The organism is Stenotrophomonas sp. AS012628, from assembly GCF_010608305.1.
GTDB classification, from domain to species: Bacteria; Pseudomonadota; Gammaproteobacteria; order Xanthomonadales; family Xanthomonadaceae; genus Stenotrophomonas; species Stenotrophomonas geniculata.
Genome location: NZ_VMBJ01000001.1, coordinates 41,275 through 59,073 on the forward strand (window position 1 = coordinate 41,275; position 17,799 = coordinate 59,073).

Consider the following 17,799-nt stretch of genomic DNA (forward strand, 5'->3'; position numbering starts at 1 on the left):
TACCGATGCCAGTAGCGCAACCACGCTCTCCTCGGCCAACTCCTATACCGATACGAAGTCCGCGCAGGCGGTGACGACGGCCAATGCCTACACCGACCAGCGCCTGGCGCAGTTCGCGCTGGACAACAACGGGCTGAAGCAGGAGATGGAACGCCGCCTGCGTCATCAGGACCAGCGGATCGATCGCATGGGCGCGATGAGCTCGGCGATGTTGAACATGGCCATCAACGCCGCCGGCTCACAGAGCCCGCGCGGTCGCATTGCGGTGGGTGCCGGCTTCCAGGGCGGCGAGCAGGCGCTGTCGATCGGATACGGTAAACGGATCGGCGAGCGTGCTTCCTTCTCGCTGGGTGGTGCCTTCAGCAATGGCGAGAGGTCTGCCGGCATGGGCTTCGGCGTAGACCTGTAAGGCAATGCAGGGCAGGGGGCGTGCAGCGCCCCCTGTTCAGCCAACAAGCGCTGCGAACGTGCAGCAAACGTCATGCTGCGTCGCAAGGTGCCACGCACCATTCGCACTGGTACGGTCCAACCCGTTGCACCACCACCGACGGGGAGAGACGACGATGCGCAGGGTATTGCTGCTGTTGATCCTGCTGACCGGCCTGGCGCCCACTGCCTGGGCCGCGACGGTCAAGACCACCCATCGCACCATTGCCGGCTGGGATGGAACGCCTCTCGGGGCCTTCGTCATCGAACCGCAGGATGCGGGCGGCGGGCGCTATCCGCTGCTGGTGATGCCCAGCAGCTGGGCGGTGCCCAGCGTGGAGTACGTGGGGGTGGCGCAGTCGCTGGCACAGCGCGGCTATGTGGTGATCAGCTACAGCTCGCGTGGCTTCTGGGAATCCGGCGGCAGCATCGACATCGCCGGGCCCTCCACGGTGGAGGATGTCAGCGCGCTGATCGACTGGGCGCTGGACAACACCCGCGCTGACCCGGACCGGATCGGCGTTTCGGGCATCTCCTACGGTGCGGGCACCAGCCTGCTGGCGGCGGCACGCGATCCGCGCATCAAGGCCGTGGCCGCGCTCAGTGGCTGGGCCGATCTGCAGGCCTCGCTGTACAGCAACGACACCCCGAGCGCGCAGGGCATCGCACTGCTGGTTGCGGCCGGCCTGGTGACCGGACGCCCTGGCGCGGAGCTGGCCACGATCAACCGCAATGTTCTGGCGGGCAACTACCAGGGCGCGGTGGATTCGCTGTTGCCGGTGGCGGCGCAGCGCAGTCCCGCGGCCAGCATCGACGAGATCAACGCCAACCAGCCGGCGGTGTTCCTGGCCAACGCCTTCAACGACAGCCTGTTCCCGCCGGGCCAGCTGGTTGATTTCTTCAACCGGCTGAAAGGCCCGAAGCAGCTGCAGCTGCGCCACGGTGACCACGCGCTCAACGAAGCGCTCGGTGCACTGGGCATTCCCAACGAAGTCTATGACCAGGTGGGTGACTGGTTCGATCACTATCTGAAGGCAGTGGCCAACGGCATCGACCGCCAGCCGGCGGTGCAGCTGAAGTCACAGAAGGGCAGCTGGAGCAGTTACCCGGACTGGCAGGCGACCAGCAAGGGTGCGGTCAGCTACGGCCTGACCGCACCCTCTGGTTTGCTGCTGCCGACCGGCGGCCTGGCCGAGCACGGTGGCGGCACCGGCTGGAACTACCGCATCGGCAGCGGTTTGCTGACTGCGGCCAATTCCGGCGTGGCGATGGCCTCCGGCGCGCTGCAGATGATCAACCTGCCGCCGGGTGCCTACGTACCGTTTGTTGGCCGCAGTGCCGCCGGTGTCTGGCAGGGGCCGATCCAGTGGAGCGCCAAACGCCTGGACGGTGCGCCGGAAGTGCGCCTGACGGTCACGCCCAGCCGTGCCAACACCACGCTGTACGCCTACCTGTACGCCGAGGATGTGCTGGGCAATGGTCAGTTGATCAGCCACAAGCCGTACACCTTGCGCGGTGCCAAGCCGGGCCAAGCGAAAACGCTCGACCTGCGGCTGGAAGCGAGCAGCTGGAACCTTCCAGCCGGCAGCCGCCTGACCTTGGTGGTCGATACCGTGGACCTGCGCTATGCGGGCATCAGCCAGCTGGGTGGGGCGGTGACCTTCAGCTCGCCAGCCAATGCGCCGTCGGTGCTGAAAGTGCCGCTGCATTGATGTGCGGCCGCGCCCGTTGCGGCGGGCGCGGTACACCGGGCCGGAAAACTGCGAGACTCGTGTTTGTCCCGGCAAACGGATGAATCCATGGTCATTGCATGGCTGCTGCTCGGTGCGGTGCTCGCGGCACCCACCGCGAAAGGTGCGCCGATCGATTGGCCGGACACGCTGTTGAAGGATCTGGACGCTGCCGACGCCGCCCTGCGTGGCAGTCATCCGGGCGCAGTGGATCTGCGGAATCCCGGGTTCGGCGCGCAGCTCGACGAGGCCCAGGCGCTTGCACGTTCGCGTGCGGGTCGGGTCACCAACTACCAGGGCTACTGGTGGGCGATGAAAGGCTATGCGGCGTTCTTCAACGATGGGCATGTCAGCCTCAACGCGCTTGCCGACGCTCCCGATGTTCCAACGCAGTGGCCCGGGTTCCTGACCGGTTTCGACGGCGATGCGCAGTTGGTCATGACCGTGGATGGTGGCCATGGCCATCCGCCACTTGGGGCGCGATTGCTGTCCTGTGATGGCATCGATGCACAGACGCTGGCTGCGCGCCGGATCGGGGACTTCAGCGGGCGCTGGAACCTGCAGGCCAGCCGCATCCACGGCGGTGGCGAAGTGCTGCTGGATCAGGGCAATCCGTTCGTGCCCACGCTGCGCACCTGCGTTTTCCAGGTGGATGGACACGAGAAATCCTACACACTGCAGTGGCAGCCACTGCAGGCGGCACAGCGCAAGGAGCGTCTGGCCGATACCCGGCGCAGCTTCCGCCCGGCCAACGGCTGGCACATCATGCCCGATGGCGGCTACTGGATCACCACCAGCAGCTTCAATGCCGACCCCACGGAGCAGAACTTCAAGGAACTGACCGCCCTGCTTGAGCAGCTTGCTCCGAAAGCCGAAGCCCTGCAGCAGGCACCGTCGGTGGTGCTGGACCTGCGCGGCAACAGCGGCGGAGCTTCGCAATGGAGCATCGAACTGGCGCGATTGATCTGGGGCCGGGCCGCCGTGGACGTGCTGCCCGACCCCAGCTGGGTGGAGTGGCGGACCTCCGAGGCCAACATCGCCCAGTTGCGCAGCTTCCTGCAGAAGCTGGTGCAGGCGCCCGACGCGTCGCCAGAGCTGCGTCGTATGCTGGAGTCGGTGACGGCGGGCATGGCACAGGCACGCGGCCGGGGTGAGGCATTGTGGCGCGAGCCATCCGAGGCCAGCGCAGATACAGCACCAACCTCAGGCCCGGCCGCACCGCTGCGCAAGGGCAGGGTGGTGATCGTGGCTGATGCAGCCTGTGGTTCGGCCTGCCTAAATGCGCTGGACCTGTGGAAGCGGTTGGGCGCGGTGCAGGTGGGCGTCGAGACATCGGCCGACAGTCTCTACATGGACGTGCGGCCAGAGCGGCTGCCAAGCGGGCTGGCCAGGATTTCGGTGCCGATGAAGGTGTTCCGGGGGCGGGTGCGTGGTTCGAACGAACCACACGTGCCCGATCATCGCTATACCGGCGACATGCGGGACACCGCAGCACTTGAGGCGTGGATCTCCGGACGATGATCCCGTCCTGGTGGCGTACCGGTGAAGCAGTTCCGGCGCATTAAACCTTTTCACCGGCAGCTGCATCCAACCCGCAATGAGCCCGGCAACCGCTGCTGCAGCTCTACTGACCGAAGGAGCCCTCGGATGTGCGAACTGCCTCGTACTGCGCTTCAATGCGCGATGTTGATCATGCTGGTGCCTTTCGCAGCAGGTGCTGCGGTCACCGAAGTTCCGTTCGAGCTGGGCAAGGATCACCGGATCTACGTGGAGGGTACGATCAACGGCTCGCGACCACTGCGCTTTCTCGTCGATACAGGCGCGTCGGCCATCGCCGTTGCCAGGCGCATCCAGCAGGACGCGAAGCTGGTCATTGACGACCAGAGTGAGAACACCGGTTCCGATGGCGTCACGCTTCTCGACTACAGCACGCACAACGCCGTGCAGATCGGCGGCGTGCAGCGACCGATGGGGGCCGTGGTGATCGACTACACGGGGCGCCCCTTCGATGCAGTACTGGGCTGGACCTTCTTCCAGGGCAAGGTGCTGGAGATCGACTACGACCGCAGCCTGCTGCGCGTGCACGACGATGTTCCCGACCTTGCGGGGTATATCCGGGCCAACGTGCGCTGGATCGACAACGTCCCAGCCATCCAGGTCACGCTCGGCAACGGCAGCAGCACTTTCGCACCCTGGCTTACCCTGGACACCGGCAGCAACGGCAACATCGACCTGTCCTACGCCTTCGGCAGCGCCCACCGCCTGCAGGAAGCGTTTCCGGAACGACTTGGAACATCTCAGTTCAGCGGCAGCGCGGGCCGGAAGATCCGCGCGGTGGACGTGCGCGTGCCCGTGGCCAGCATCTCGACCCTGCAACTGAAGGGGCCGAAAGCCTCGATCACCGTCGATGACGATGGCTCCACGGACGACGGGACGCTTGGCAGCGAAGTCCTGCAGCAGTTCAATATCCTGCTGGATGCCCGTTCCGGCAGCATCTATCTGCGTCCCAACCGTCGCTTCGTCGCCACCCCGGCGGGGTGACCACGCGCGTTCGGCATTCAGCGCTGGACATCCGCACCTCCATCGCCCAGCAGGGCCAGCACCTGCGCCTCAGCTACCGGGCTGAAGTCACCGGGAATGGCGTGCTTCAACGCGCCCGCAGCCAGTCCGAAGCGCACGGTGCTTTCTGCGTCGAGCCCGGACAGCATTCCGTGCAGGATGCCGGCGGCAAAGGCATCGCCGCCCCCGATGCGATCAACGATACCGGGGAGCGGGCGCGGTGGTGCCTGCGCCCGCGAGCCGTCGCGGCCGAGCAGCAGCGCGCCCAGGATGTGATGGTCTGCGCTCACCACATCGCGCTGGGTGCACGCCAACCACTGCAGATGCGGGAAGGCGGCAAAGGCGGCGGCCGCAGCGGCTTCGGTCCGGGCGACGGCATCGTCCTGCGGAAAGTGCAGCCCCAGCACCAGTTCGATGTCCCGATGATCGGCAAAGACAATGTCGGCCTCGGCGAAGACTTCGCGCAGGATCGCCCCGGCGTCGCCGCCCCAACGTCGCCACAGTGAGGGACGGTAATTGCCGTCGAAGGACACCTGGACGCGCGCCGCGCGCGCCGCACGCACGGCCCCCAGCACGGACCCGGCCACGTTGTCGCCCAGCGCCGGGCTGATGCCGGAGACATGCAGCAGCTGCGCGCCGGACAGTAGAGCGGGCCACGCATGATCCTCGGCGCTGCTGTTTGCGAATGCAGACCCCGCCCGGTCATACACCACTTCACTGGCGCGGTGCACCGCACCGGGCGCCAGGAAGTACAGGCCCATGCGGTCGCGATCCACTTCGCGCACGCCGGCCACGCCTACGCCATGCCGCCGCAGCTCGGCCACGGCATGCCGGCCCAGCGCGTTGCCGGGTACCGTGCTGACCATCTGCACATCGTGGCCCAGGCAGGCCAGCGAGACCGCAACATTGGCCTCGGCGCCTCCTACATGGACCTGCAGCTGCGGCGTCTGCAGCAGCAGTTCACGACCCGGCGCACCCAGGCGCAGCAGCAACTCACCGAAACAAACGACGCGGCTCATCGGTTCCCTCTCAGTCGGCGGTGGCGCAGCCCAGCATGCGCAGATCGATGGCATCGGCCATGCGCCGGTAGCCTTCGTCGTTGGGATGCAGATGGTCGCGGGTGATGTCGTTGGGCAACGATTCCGCCGCTTTCGGATCACGCAGGGCGGCATCGAAATCGATGATGCCATCGAACCCGGTCTGCCCACCGCGTGCCCACTGGTTGATCGTGGTGCGGGTGGCTGCGGACACGGGCTCGTAGCGCTCGGAGCCGCCGAATGGGGTCAACGTACCCAGCCAGGCGCGGATGCCATGCGCATGCAGCCGCGCCGCAACCTGCTGATAGCCCGTCAGCATGTCCGCCGCATTGCGGCCAGGCAGCGGCTGCGCGCCACCGCTATGGCGGATGTCATTGATGCCTTCGAACAGGATCACCTGATCGGCATCGGCCGCCGCGATCACATCGCGATCCAATCGTGACAGTGCGCTGTGGCTGCGGCCATGGTCAAGCAGCTTGTTGCCGCTGATGCCCTGGTTGAGCACCACGAACCGGTTCGGGCAGGCCTGCTGCAGGCGCTGCGCCAACCGCTCCGGCCACTGGTTGAAGGTGCCGCGACGGGCTGTGGCACCTTCCGTGATGGAGTCGCCCAGCGCCACGATCACCTGGGGACGATCTGCGCGCTGCACCATCACCGCCGAGAACACGTTCTGCTGGTAGCTCAGCCGCACGCTGTCGGCAACGGTTGCCTGCCTGCCGTCCGCTACCCGCAGCTCGGTGCGGCGCACGGCGGGACGGGTGGGCTGCGGGAAATAGGCACTCACGCTGATTTCCTGCAGCGCCGCCACCGGCATCCGCACCGGATCGCTCAGCAGCGCTGCACCCACCGGCACCTCGATGACCGCGCGGCCATCCACCGTTACCGGCAGCGGTGCGGCCTTGCCGTTCTTTACTCCCACGCGCAGGTCCTCGACCCGCAAGGGTGCCGTGCCGAGCTCGTTGCTTATGCGCAGGCGCAGCGCATCGCCACGGCTGCCGATACGCATGTCCTGGCGCACGGTCTGTGCGGCGAACTGTACGGGTGCCTCGGCGGTGCCATCCTTGCGGTCAGGTGCCGGCGAGGCGGTCCAGGCGGTGACCCAGACCGGTGCAGCCAAAGCGGCAGGCGCGGCCGCGGCGGAACAGATCGTCAATGAAAGCAGGAGCGTCCAGCGCTGCATGAGCAGGATTCCAGTCAGGAGAAGTAGGTGCCGCCGTTGACGTCCAGATTCGCACCGGTGATGAACGCCGCCGCATCCGAGGCCAGGAATACAGCAGCGTCAGCGGCTTCGTCCGGCGCACCCTGGCGGCGCAGCGGGGTGGCGCCGGCAACGGCCGTGCGCACTTCCGGCTTGGTGAATTCGTCGTGGAAGCGGGTGGCGATCATGCCGCAGCACAGTGCGTTCACCCGGATACCCTTCGGCCCCAGCTCCTTGGCCATGGCGCGGGTGAAGGTCATCACCGCCGCCTTGGCGGTGGCGTAGATCGATGCGCCCGGGCCGCCGCCATCACGACCGGCCTGCGAGGCGAAATTGACGATGGCCGCGCCTTCGCGCATGTGCGGCACCACCGCGTGCGTGGTGAGATAGGTGGAGGTGATGTTGAGGTCCATCACCGTGTGGAAGAACGCCGGGTCGATCTCGGCCAGCGGGCGACGCTGCACCATGCCACCGGCCACGTTCACCAGCAGGTCGATGCGCTCACCGAACGCGGCCTGTGCCGCAGCGACCAGTCCGGCGACGGCAGCGGCATCGGTGACGTCGGCGCGATGCACGATGGCCTGGCCACCGGCCGCCTGGATCTGCGCCAGCGTTTCCTGGGCACTGGCTTCATCATTGGCGTAGTTGATGCAGACGCGTGCACCGGCGGCAGCCAGTTTGATCGAAACGGCGCGGCCGATATCGCGGCCGCCGCCGGTGACAATGGCCACCTTGTCCTGGAACGACATGCGGAAAACTCCTTGGTTTGCGGGGGAATGGATGTACTTGGAAAAGAAGGAGACCCAGGCTCAACCGGCGCGGCGGTCGAGCTTCTGGATAGGCCCGGTCCACCACCACAGCGCAGCCAGCGACAGCGGCACCAGCGCGGCAACGAGGATGAAGATCGGAGCGTAGGAATGGCGGGTCAGCACCGGCACCAGCCAGGTGGTGATCAAGGTGCCGGCCACGGCGGCCAGGCCCCCCAGGCCCGCCAGCGTGCCCACCGAGCGGCCGTCGAACAGATCGCCCGGCAGGGTCTGGATGTTGCCGATGGCTACCTGGAAGCCGAACAGCACGGCAGCGATCGCCAGCACCGCCAGCAGCGGCTGGTTGGCCAGCACGGCAGCCAGCAGGGCAGGGGCCATGATCACGCAGCCCAGCGTGATGGCCAGCTTGCGGGCGCGGTCCACGCTGTGCCCGGCGCGGATCATCCGCCCGGACAGCCAACCGCCGCTGAGGCTGCCCAGCATCGCGCCAACGAACGGCACCCAGGCGAACAGGCCGATCTGCTTGATGTCGAAGCCGAAGGTTTCGGCCAGGTAGATCGGCAGCCAGGACACGAACAACCACCAGATCGGGTCCAGCAGGAAGCGGCAGGCGAGCATGCCCCAGCTCTGCCGGTGGGCCAGCAGCTCACGAACGCTGGCCTTCGGTGCCACCTCTGCCTGCTGCCCGGCCTGGTCTTCCTGGATCAACCGGCGCTCGGCATCGCTCATCCACGGATGCTTGTCCGGCCCGGCGCGGTAGACAAACAGCCATGGCAGCAGCCACAGGAAGCCGATCGCACCGACCAGCACGAAGGTGCCGCGCCAGCCCAGCCACAGGTACAGGCCGGCGATGGCCGGTGCGGAGACAATCGCGCCGATCGACGCACCTGCGTTGAACACGCCCTGTGCCAGTGCGCGCTCGCGTGCCGGGAACCACTCGGCATTGGCCTTGACCGCGCCTGGCCAGGCACCGGCCTCGCTGATGCCGAGCATCGCCCGCACCAGGCTGAAGGACAGCATCGAATGGGTGACCGAATGCAGGGCGATGGAGATCGACCACACGCTGATCGACAGAGCGAAACCCAGGCGCGTTCCGATCATGTCGAACAGGCGTCCGAACAGGAACTGGCCGGCGGCATAGAACAGCATGAACACCGTCACCAGCAGCGCGTAGTCATCCTTGGTCGCGCCCACTTCCCTGGCGATTTCCGGCCACATCACCGCCAGTGCGTTGCGGTCGATGTAGTTGATGACCGTAGCCACGGCGATCAGGCCCACGATCAGCCAGCGCACTGTTGAACGCACCGGCACCTTGCGCAGGTTGGCCACCACCGCAGGGCCGTTCATTTCGCGTCATCCTTGCTGCGGTCCATGCGCGCGTGGCTGCCGCTCCAGCCGTAGGCATGGCCGTCGACGGTCACGCTGTGCTCGCCCTTGGCGCTGCTGTCATCGGCCACGCCCAGCGCGATGCGGGCTCCACTGGCAAGGCGCAGTTCGATCACCTCGGCATCGCTGCCACGGGTGCGCACGATGTCCTTGATGCGGCTGTCTGCGCCGTGCACGTACTCGGCGGTGCCGTTGTACTCGCCGTGCGGCTCCAGCACGCTGAAGAAGGTCACGTCCTTCTGGCCTTCCACGCGCTGCAGCAGGGCCGGTTCGCGGCGCAGGTTGAATTCCGGGTCGTTGGCACCGCTTTCCACCAGCAGCGCCTGCGCGGGTGCGCTGCTGCCGAAGCGGTAGGTGTAGAAGCGGCCGTCCAGCAGCCAGGCCAGCGAACGCGGTTCGCTGCCGGGTTTGCTGCGTGCATCCAGCCACAGGTGCTGGTAGCCGTTGTCCTTGCCCAGCACCGGGCGCTGGGCGGGGAAGTGTTCGGCCTCGAAGCCGGTGGTGACGATGTGACCGTTGAAGTGCAGCGGCAGGTCGTAGCGCGCGGCCTTGTTACCGTGCACCTGCAACAGATCCAGCACCACTGGCAGACCCAGGTCGGGGTGGCGCAGCAGCGCCTGGGTGCGGGTGAAGATCACGCCTGGATACGCATCGCGCATGGTTGCCGAGGCGACCTGGGTATCGGCATCGGCCTGGAAGAAGCGCACCTGCGGCGCGTGTTCCTCGCCGCGTTTCCAGTCGCCCTTGAAGTGGCTTTGCTCGTCCACCACCAGGGTGTTGTGAGCCACGGTCTGCTTGGCCCAGCTGCGGTTCTCAGCCAGGTAGATGCCGCCGCGCTTGGCTTCCACGTTGAGGAAGCGGGCCGCGCCGTAGTCGGTCACCACTGGATTGCCGTTGTCGTAGAACAGCCAATTGAGCTTGTCGAAGTGGCCGTGGCCCATGCCCTGCATGGTGTCCTTCTGCACCAGCGCCTGGCCGCGCTCGCCGTTCATGCGCAGAATGGCCAAGCCGCCGCGGTCGCCGTCAGGGCCGTCGCGCAGCAGCATCGGCCTGTAGTCGAAAGGTTTGGCCTTGTTCGCCGCCAGCGCCTGCGCCACCTCCAGCCCTTCGGGCGAAAGCAGCAGGCGCTTCTGCTGCTGGGCCACGGACAGCAGGCGGTCATCACCGGTACGCGCATAGGCGATGCCGATGCCGGCCACCAGCTCTTCGGTGTCGATGCCTTTGTCCAGGATGGCGTCGTTGATCGGGAAGAACAAGCCGTTGTAACTGGACTGCACCAGCACATCCACGGCCTTCAACAGCACGCCGTCACGGCGCGCGAAGATCTTCCGCTGAGGTTCGTTGCGTTCTATGGCATTGGCGAACAGCAGGAACGGCGCCAGTGCATAGCGCTGGTAGTAGGGGCCTTCCTCGTAGTAACCATCGGGCGAGAACAGCAGGTCGATCTGCCGAAGAAAGCCGAATTGATCGTCCTTCCGACTGCCGCGCAGGGATTTCTCCACCAGCTCAGGGTCGCGCAGCACGTAGCCGGTCATGCCGGTGGCGGCCACCGCCCAGGTGGCGTGGTTGTGGATCTGGTCGTAGTTCTTCGGCTCGCTGACGAGGAACTCGGCCATTGGCCGGAACACCTTCGATTCGATGGTGTTGCGGTCGCTGGCGGACAGCGCGTCGCGGATCGCGTCGTAGCCCTGGATGGCGTTGACCAGCCATACCGAATCGTTGAGCACCTGCCAGAACACGCGCCCGGGGATCTGCCCACGGCCTTCCGGGTGCGGGCCCAGCGTCGGGTAGAGCTGGGCATACTGCAGCAGCATGTCGCGCGCATAGTCCACGTAGGCCCTGTCGCCGGTCAGCCGGTACAGCGTGCCCGCCGCCAGCAGCGCCTGGTAGTTGCGCTTGTGCTGTTCATGGGTGCGCCCGCCGCCCTTGTCCTTGGGTACCGGCACGTCGATACCGGCTTTCATCATCTTCTTCAGCGTCGCCTCGGTGCGCGCCTGTTCCTTGGAAAACCACGGGTAGCGGCGGCCTTCGCTGGCCATCTGCTGCCACTGTGCGGCGGTGACCAGCACCGGCGCGGCCTCGGCCTGTCGCACGGCAGCAGTGGGGGCTGCGAACAGCGATGCGCTCGGCAGCAGGGCGAAGGGGGCGGCCAAAGCCAGGGAGACGAACAGCGGCTGCAACCTCATCGATCAACTCCATTGCGGGTGCGTGACAGGGCAACTTCGCCCACCTTGGGATACCAGGCAACGCCGGTCGCCTCGCGCGCGGTCATCGCCAGGGCAGGATCGGCACCCACGGCGGGCAGGGCAGGCGTGGCAACCCACAATCCGCTATCAGCCTGCTGCAGGCTGACACCACGGCTCTCTACGCCTCCCGGGAACACAGTGCTGGCTGCCGGCGACTGCACGTTGCCACTGAAGTCGATACCGGCCAGCGAACTGGCGGCATTGGGCGGGTTCCTGCTGGTGCGGTTGACGATCAGGTTGCCGGTGAAGCGGCTGTTGCTGGCGGCCACCACGATGCCCTTCGCCTCATCATGGCCGACGCCGAAACTGATCTTCGCCACGTCCACGAAGGTGTTGCGGCTGATCGTGGCATTCACCACCGGCGCATAGCCGGACAGCGGCGGATTGGCCTGCGCATCCATCACCGCCAGTGCCGAACGGTTGCTGGACCCGGCCAGCCGTTCAAAGTAGTTGTTGCTGACGGTCTGGTCGGCGTTGATGATGCGTACGCCGCCGGTGCCGGCCTTGTCGTCGCCGAGGAAGACATTGTCGATCACCCGGTTGCCATTGCCGTGGCGCAGGGTCAGTGCTCCGGCCGAACGATAGAACACGTTGCCGCGGTAGGTATTGCCGCCAGACTTGTTGGAGACGATTTCGGTCTCGCCGTCGCAGCCTTCGAACCAGTTGTTCTCCACCGTGCTGTTGGAATTGCTCAGTGAGGTGTCACTGGTGCCGACGCGAATCGTTTCACCGCCGTTGACGCCCAGCGCTGGGCGTGGGCCGAACCAGTTGTGGTCGATGCGGTGCTGGTTGTCCAGGCCCTGGGTGGCATCGCGCACCACCACCACGGTCGGCCCGGCATTGGTCTTGCCGCGCAGCTGGCTGTGATCGAGGCGGTTGTGGCTGCCATAGAAGGAAACCCAGTAGTCCTGGTCGCTGGCATCGGGGTTGGTGTAGTCGTCGATCACCAGGCCGGTGACGCGGCTGTTGCTGGCGACGGCCTTGCTCGATTCGCGGAATGCCACCACCGCATCACCCGGTGCGTAGCCGTTGCGGAACACCAGGTTGGACACCTGCAGGTAGCTCCCTGCCAGGCGCAGGTCCGAGCGCCCGCTGAAGACGACCTTGCCGGCGGTCTGCGCGCGCAGCGTGATCGGCGCGGCTGCCGTGCCCTGGCCCTTCAGCAGCAACCGGGCGTCGGTCCAGATGCCGTCAGCCAACACGATCTCATCGCCGGGCTGCAGCGCCGAGGTGGCGGTAGTGAACTCAGCGACATCGTGGACGAGCCAGCTGGTAGCACTTGCCGCTGAAGTGGTCAGGCACATGACCAGACCAGTGGCCAGGCAAAACAGTGATGGATAGTTGGACGGGTGACGTGCCAGCGAGTGAATGCGCATGAAATCCTTCCAGGGACGGCCCGGCCGTCGTTTCAGGGTGGGTCTGCATACCACTTTCGGGTCTGTTGTAAGCCAGCTTTCGCGCAAAGTCATGCTGCAGAAGCACATTAAATTGCGATCAACTGGTATGGATCAAAGGCATTTGAACATTCACATACCAATTGGTTGACATTTTCATGTCGCCGTGCCGAAGCTGCGTCCCACGCCTGGCATGCAGGCGATCCTTTGGGAGGAGGAAACCATGCGGCGACCCGCCGGAGCAGTGCACAGCATCTCGTTGTCCCCCACACCCCTGATCGTGGCGCTGCTTGCCGTGCTGGCGGGCCTGCCCACGGCCCAGGCGCAATCCAGCAAGGCAGCAGGGCAGGATCCCACCACCCTGGACCAGGTGCAGGTCACCGGCATCCGCGAATCGATGCAGAGTTCGATCAACAAGAAGCGCGACGACACGGTCATTGCCGATGTGCTCTCGGCCGATGACATCGGCGACCTGCCGGCGCCCTCGCTGGCCGACGCGATCGAGACCCTGACCGGCGCCGCCTCGACCCGCGACAAGACCGGGGCCTCGGAAATCTCCATCCGTGGCCTGGGCGCCTTCCTCAGCAGCACCAACTTCAATGGCCGCGAGATCACCAACGGCAGTGGCGACCGCTCGGTGAACTTCAACATGTTCCCCGCCGAGCTGATCAATACGGTCGCCATCTACAAGACCCAGCGCGCCGACATCATCGAAGGCGGCGTGGCCGGCACCATCGGCCTGGAAACAGTGCGCCCACTGGAGTACGGCAAGCGGGCGGCGCAGATCGATCTGCGTGGCAGCTGGGCCGAGTATGACAAGAAGTACCGCGACGACGACGGCATCGGCTACCGCGGCACCGCCAGCTACATCGACCAGTTCGAGTTCGGCAACGGGCAGAAGCTGGGCATTTCGCTGGGTTTCCAGCGCCTGGACGGCACCGATCCGGAAGAGAGCATCACCAGCGGTTCCACCTGGTATGCCTGCGATGGCACGCAGAACGTGGGCAATGCCAACTGCAATGAAGTGTCCGCGCAGGCCATCGCCAACGGCGCACCTTACTACCTGGTGCCCAGCAGCCGCATCTACCGGCTCAAGCAGGAGCGCAACGACCGCCAGAGCGAGTTCGCTGCACTGCAGTGGCGGCCCAATGACGTGGTTGAAGTGAATCTCGACTTCGAACACACCGAGCGCAACTGGTACGAGAACCGCAGCGATCTGAGCCTGTCCAACGCACGTCGCGGCATCACCCAGCGCGACGTGGACGCAGAGGGCATCGTGCGCCACCTGCATGGCAGCACCTCGATCGACTCCACCTCCAACCGCTACTGGCGTGGCGAGGAATACACCGGGGGTGGCCTGAACCTGATCCTGCGACCGACCCCGGCCTGGGAGCTGTCCACCGATCTTTCGTACTCGCACACCAATCGCCTCGATAGCGAGCGCATGACCCGCCTGCGCGCGAACCAGCGCGACGTCAACAATGCCGTCGTGCCCGGCATCAGCAGTGGTGCCACCGGCTACGTGGACTATGACTGGGACTGGCACGGCGAAGTGCCCAGTGTTGCGCTGGCGCCGAACTTCGACCCCACCAACTGGGACGCCTACACCGGGGCGGCGCGGGTGACCTCAAGCGCAACGGAGAACGACCACAAGATCAAGGCCGGCCGCTTCGATGCCAGTTTCATGCCCGAGTCCGGTTTCTTCACCCGCATCAAGGGCGGCGTGCGCGCCAGCCAGGCCGACTACCGCCTGCGCGACAACACCCTGGTAACCGACTACGACCAGCGCGTGGCGGCCGACAAGGCGAAGATCATCGCTGCCAACCAGGCCTGCCGCGCACCATTCCCCCAGGATGACTTCATGGATGCCGCCAGCGGCAACACGATCTCCTCGTGGGCGTACTTCGATCCGAACTGCCTATACCAGTCGTTCCGTGGCAGCCTCGACAGCGGGCTGGATCCGGGTTTCCAGGATCCGAACAATGTCGATATCACCGAGAAGACACGCGCGCTCTATCTGCTGGGTGAGTTCAGCAGCAGCCTGTTCGGTTTGCCGGTGACCGGCAACCTCGGCCTGCGCTGGGTCAAGACCGATGTTCGCTCCGAAGGCGTGCGTACCGGCCTGCGTATCGAGGACAACGGTGACGGGACGATCCGCCTGCAACCCACCGGCGAGTACAGCACACAGGTGTTCAAGGCGGGCAACGACAAGCTGCTGCCCAGCCTCAACGCGGCCTTCGAACTGCGCCCGGACGTGTTGCTGCGGGTCGGTGCATACCGCGCGATGTCACGGCCGGACATCGCCGCGCTGGGTGCGGGGCGCACCATCAACGTGAGCAGTGATGCCACCTACGGCAACCTGGCCGATGCGCTGGATGACATCAGCGCCAGTGGCAACCCGGCGGCGCAGCCGCTGATGTCCTGGAACGGCGACCTGTCACTGGAGTGGTACCCGAACCCGGACACGATGCTGGCCGGCGCGGTGTACTGGAAGCAGTTCAACGGCGGCACCACCACTGCGCTGGTGCCGGAGACCTACACCATCGACGGCCAGAGCGTGACTGTGCCGGTGCGGCAGCAGGTAACCACCGACGAGGACAGCACGCTGACCGGCTTCGAGCTGACCGCCACCCATCGACTGTCGTACCTGCCCAAGCCGTTCGACGGGCTGGGCTTCAAGGTCAGCTACAACTACGCCGATGCCGACTACCGGACCCAGGACTCACGACTGGGCGAGCAGCTGGCCAGTGATGGCACGATCATTCCGGCGATCGTGCCGCCGGCGGGTCTCAGCGGCTTCTCGCGGCACGTCCTGTCCGGCTCGATCTACTGGGACGTCGGGCGCTTCAACATCCAGGCCATCGGCAAGTTCCGCTCGCACTACTACCAGGACTTCACCGGCAACACCGCGCAGCAGAACCGCTACTATGATGACAACACCAGCGTGGACCTGCGCCTGCGCTACCGGGTGAACAAGCAGTTGTCGCTGTCGCTGGAGCTGATGAACCTGACCAACGAGCCGCGCGTGGCCTACCAGCCGCTTTATGGGAACTTCCGCGAAGTGGTGACCTACGGGCGGCGTGCGTATTTCGGTGTACGATACAAGTTCTGAACAGGGCGGCGCGGCCAGTGGTCGCGCCGTCGCTCCAACCGGACCCTTGCCGGCCGCGGTGGCAGGGCAGGGACCCGGAGGGAATCGCCAAGGGTCAGCCGCATGTCCGCCAACCGCCTTTACCAGACCATCGCTGCCAAGCTCCGCAAGCTGATAGAGGACGGCGAATTTCCGCCGGGCTCGCGGCTGCCGGGCGAGCGTGAACTGGCCGAACGGTTCGGTGTCAGCCGGGTCACCATCCGCGAAGCCGAGATCGCACTGGAAGCACAGGGCTGGATCGCCATCCGCATCGGTTCGGGCGTGCATGTGAAGCCGCGCCCGACGCAGGCGTCCGGCGGGCTGCCGGATGTCAGCGCCTTCGACCTCACCGCTGCCCGCGCGGTATTCGAAGCCGAGGCTGCCGCGCTGGCTGCCAGCAATCTGGATGATGCCGGCATTGCCGAATTGCAGTTGTTGGCCGAAGCGCTGTGCCGTCGCGACCTGAGCGACGCCGAAGCCGGCGAGTACGACCGCCGTTTCCACCTGGCCATCGCACGGCTTTCCGGCAACCCGGTGGTGGAATTTTTCGTGCAGCAGATCTGGCGCATGCGCAGCGAACTGCCGCGGGTGAGCGAGGTCTATGCCCGGGTCTGCCACGATGATGGCGCCAGCCGTGCCGACGAGCACATGGCCATCTTCGAAGCCCTGCGTGCGCGTGATCCGGTGGCCGCACGCAATGCGATGCGCCATCACTTCCAGCGCCTGTTCGAAGCCATGCTGCAGGCAACCGAAAGCCAGGCGCTGGAGGAGATCCGCCGCCGCACGCAGCAGGACCGCGAACGGTTCATGGCGACGACGCGTATCTGAAAGGCGTTCTGCGGGCGACGACCTGATGTGGCTGGCTACCGCCGTCGGGCTTGATGCCCACGGCCTTTCTACACCGCTGGAACCGTGATCCGCTGCAGATCCAGCTTGGCCCTGAGCGCATAGTGCTTGCGGGTGACCGGCACGGTGCAGGTCAGGCGTGGATCCAGGTAGTCCTTGAACATCGGCGGTCGCGAAGCGCCCAGATAGAACGGCCGATCCTGCTTCACCGCGGCGGGCAGCAACACGTCGGACAGATCGCTGTCGGACGCATCGGTCACCAGGCAGGGGGCATGGCGGAAGCCGAGCCTGCGCAGCAGGTACAGCCGGTGCGAGCCGTTGGTCAGGATGATCCGGCGGCCAATGCGTGTGGCGCTGATCAGGTTGTCGCTGAAACCGAGATAGACGACAAGGGCGTGGCTGGCTGCGCCGAACGGCTCGTAACCGGCGATGGTGCGAGGGTCGATCGTCGCCACGTCGAGGAAGCGCAGGTCGTTGGACGCAGATGCGAACGTGTAGATGCCATCGGACTGGGTAAAGCGCACATCCGGATGTGCGTGGCGTCCACGTCGCGCCACCAGCTCCATGATCTCGCTTGCATCGGGTGACGCGGCCGTGGCCGCTGCAAGCTGATCGATGTGGCGCAGGTTGATGCACTCCTGGAAGACCACCAGCCGGTCGATCTCCACCATCTTCCAACTGCGTGGGACGATGCTCGTCATGCGGTGCATCGAGGGTTGGCGAAGAGCCTGCTCGGCCAGTGGCCGCATCTCTTCGGGCAGGTCGAGGACGTCCATGGCATCGGCGTGGTCTGCTTCATCGTGATGAAGGCGACGCACCAGGGCGCGGGCTTCCCGCCACTGCTCCACCAGCATCGCTTCATCAAAGCTTCCTGGTGGGCAACGCTCCCTGACGAAGCGGATGAACTTCGGCAGCGGAAACAGGCCCTTCAGCAGAAGGGTGGAATCAAGGCCATCGTCATTGATCTCGGTGGGCATCCATCTCGCTCTCTTGGGAGTCGCTGCAGCGACGCCCGATCACGGTCGGCCGTCACACCAAAATAATATGTTATATCGTAACATTTACGTGCCTTGGCGGCAA

At 65.8% G+C, this 17,799-nt stretch carries 13 protein-coding genes; 6 read left to right on the top strand and 7 right to left on the bottom strand.

Annotation, left to right across the window (positions count from 1 at the left end):
• The 4 genes from G5A07_RS00200 to G5A07_RS00215 all read left to right on the top strand — a co-directional run.
• On the top strand, positions 1–409 hold a 409-nt coding region (locus G5A07_RS00200; RefSeq protein WP_191862300.1), incomplete at its 5' end, for a YadA C-terminal domain-containing protein.
• A 154-nt stretch (positions 410–563) separates the two neighbouring features.
• On the top strand, positions 564–2,138 hold the full coding sequence (locus tag G5A07_RS00205) for a CocE/NonD family hydrolase (protein ID WP_191862301.1): 1,575 nt from the start codon (positions 564–566) through the stop codon (positions 2,136–2,138).
• Between the two features lie 87 nt (positions 2,139–2,225).
• Positions 2,226–3,677: a S41 family peptidase gene (locus tag G5A07_RS00210; protein ID WP_191862302.1), complete on the top strand. Its 1,452-nt coding sequence runs from the start codon at positions 2,226–2,228 to the stop codon at positions 3,675–3,677.
• Between the two features lie 21 nt (positions 3,678–3,698).
• Positions 3,699–4,697, top strand: coding sequence for a retropepsin-like aspartic protease (locus G5A07_RS00215; protein WP_262405761.1), 999 nt, complete (start codon positions 3,699–3,701; stop codon positions 4,695–4,697).
• A gap of 17 nt (positions 4,698–4,714) precedes the next feature.
• Here G5A07_RS00215 and G5A07_RS00220 read toward each other — a convergent pair whose 3' ends face one another.
• From G5A07_RS00220 to G5A07_RS00245, 6 genes are read right to left on the bottom strand one after another with little or no spacing between them, the layout of a single operon-like run.
• A complete protein-coding gene (locus G5A07_RS00220; protein WP_019336526.1) occupies positions 4,715–5,734 on the bottom strand; it encodes a sugar kinase in 1,020 nt (339 codons plus the stop codon).
• A gap of 10 nt (positions 5,735–5,744) precedes the next feature.
• A complete protein-coding gene (locus tag G5A07_RS00225) occupies positions 5,745–6,932 on the bottom strand; it encodes a GDSL-type esterase/lipase family protein (RefSeq protein WP_049481124.1) in 1,188 nt (395 codons plus the stop codon).
• A 14-nt stretch (positions 6,933–6,946) separates the two neighbouring features.
• Positions 6,947–7,699 (bottom strand): glucose 1-dehydrogenase, encoded by a 753-nt coding sequence (locus tag G5A07_RS00230; RefSeq protein WP_049409649.1) that lies wholly within the window; start codon positions 7,697–7,699, stop codon positions 6,947–6,949.
• Positions 7,700–7,759: 60 nt separating this feature from the next.
• Positions 7,760–9,064, bottom strand: a complete 1,305-nt coding sequence (locus G5A07_RS00235) for an MFS transporter (protein ID WP_191862303.1) — start codon at positions 9,062–9,064, stop codon at positions 7,760–7,762.
• Positions 9,061–11,289 (bottom strand): oligoalginate lyase, encoded by a 2,229-nt coding sequence (locus G5A07_RS00240; protein WP_019336530.1) that lies wholly within the window; start codon positions 11,287–11,289, stop codon positions 9,061–9,063. Before G5A07_RS00240 ends, G5A07_RS00235 begins: the two co-directional genes overlap by 4 nt.
• Entirely contained in the window at positions 11,286–12,725 is a 1,440-nt protein-coding gene (locus tag G5A07_RS00245; RefSeq protein WP_191862304.1) for a polysaccharide lyase 6 family protein, read from the bottom strand. Before G5A07_RS00245 ends, G5A07_RS00240 begins: the two co-directional genes overlap by 4 nt.
• A gap of 241 nt (positions 12,726–12,966) precedes the next feature.
• Here G5A07_RS00245 and G5A07_RS00250 point away from each other — a divergent pair, with 241 nt between their 5' ends.
• Together G5A07_RS00250 and G5A07_RS00255 are read left to right on the top strand one after the other, a co-directional pair.
• On the top strand, positions 12,967–15,855 hold the full coding sequence (locus tag G5A07_RS00250) for a TonB-dependent receptor (protein ID WP_191862305.1): 2,889 nt from the start codon (positions 12,967–12,969) through the stop codon (positions 15,853–15,855).
• Between the two features lie 102 nt (positions 15,856–15,957).
• Complete coding sequence (locus tag G5A07_RS00255; protein ID WP_191862306.1) at positions 15,958–16,701, top strand: FadR/GntR family transcriptional regulator; 744 nt, start codon at positions 15,958–15,960, stop codon at positions 16,699–16,701.
• A 68-nt stretch (positions 16,702–16,769) separates the two neighbouring features.
• Here the strand turns inward: G5A07_RS00255 and G5A07_RS00260 are convergent, their stop codons facing one another.
• Positions 16,770–17,696, bottom strand: a complete 927-nt coding sequence (locus G5A07_RS00260; protein ID WP_191862307.1) for a hypothetical protein — start codon at positions 17,694–17,696, stop codon at positions 16,770–16,772.
• Between the last annotated feature and the right edge of the window lie 103 nt (positions 17,697–17,799).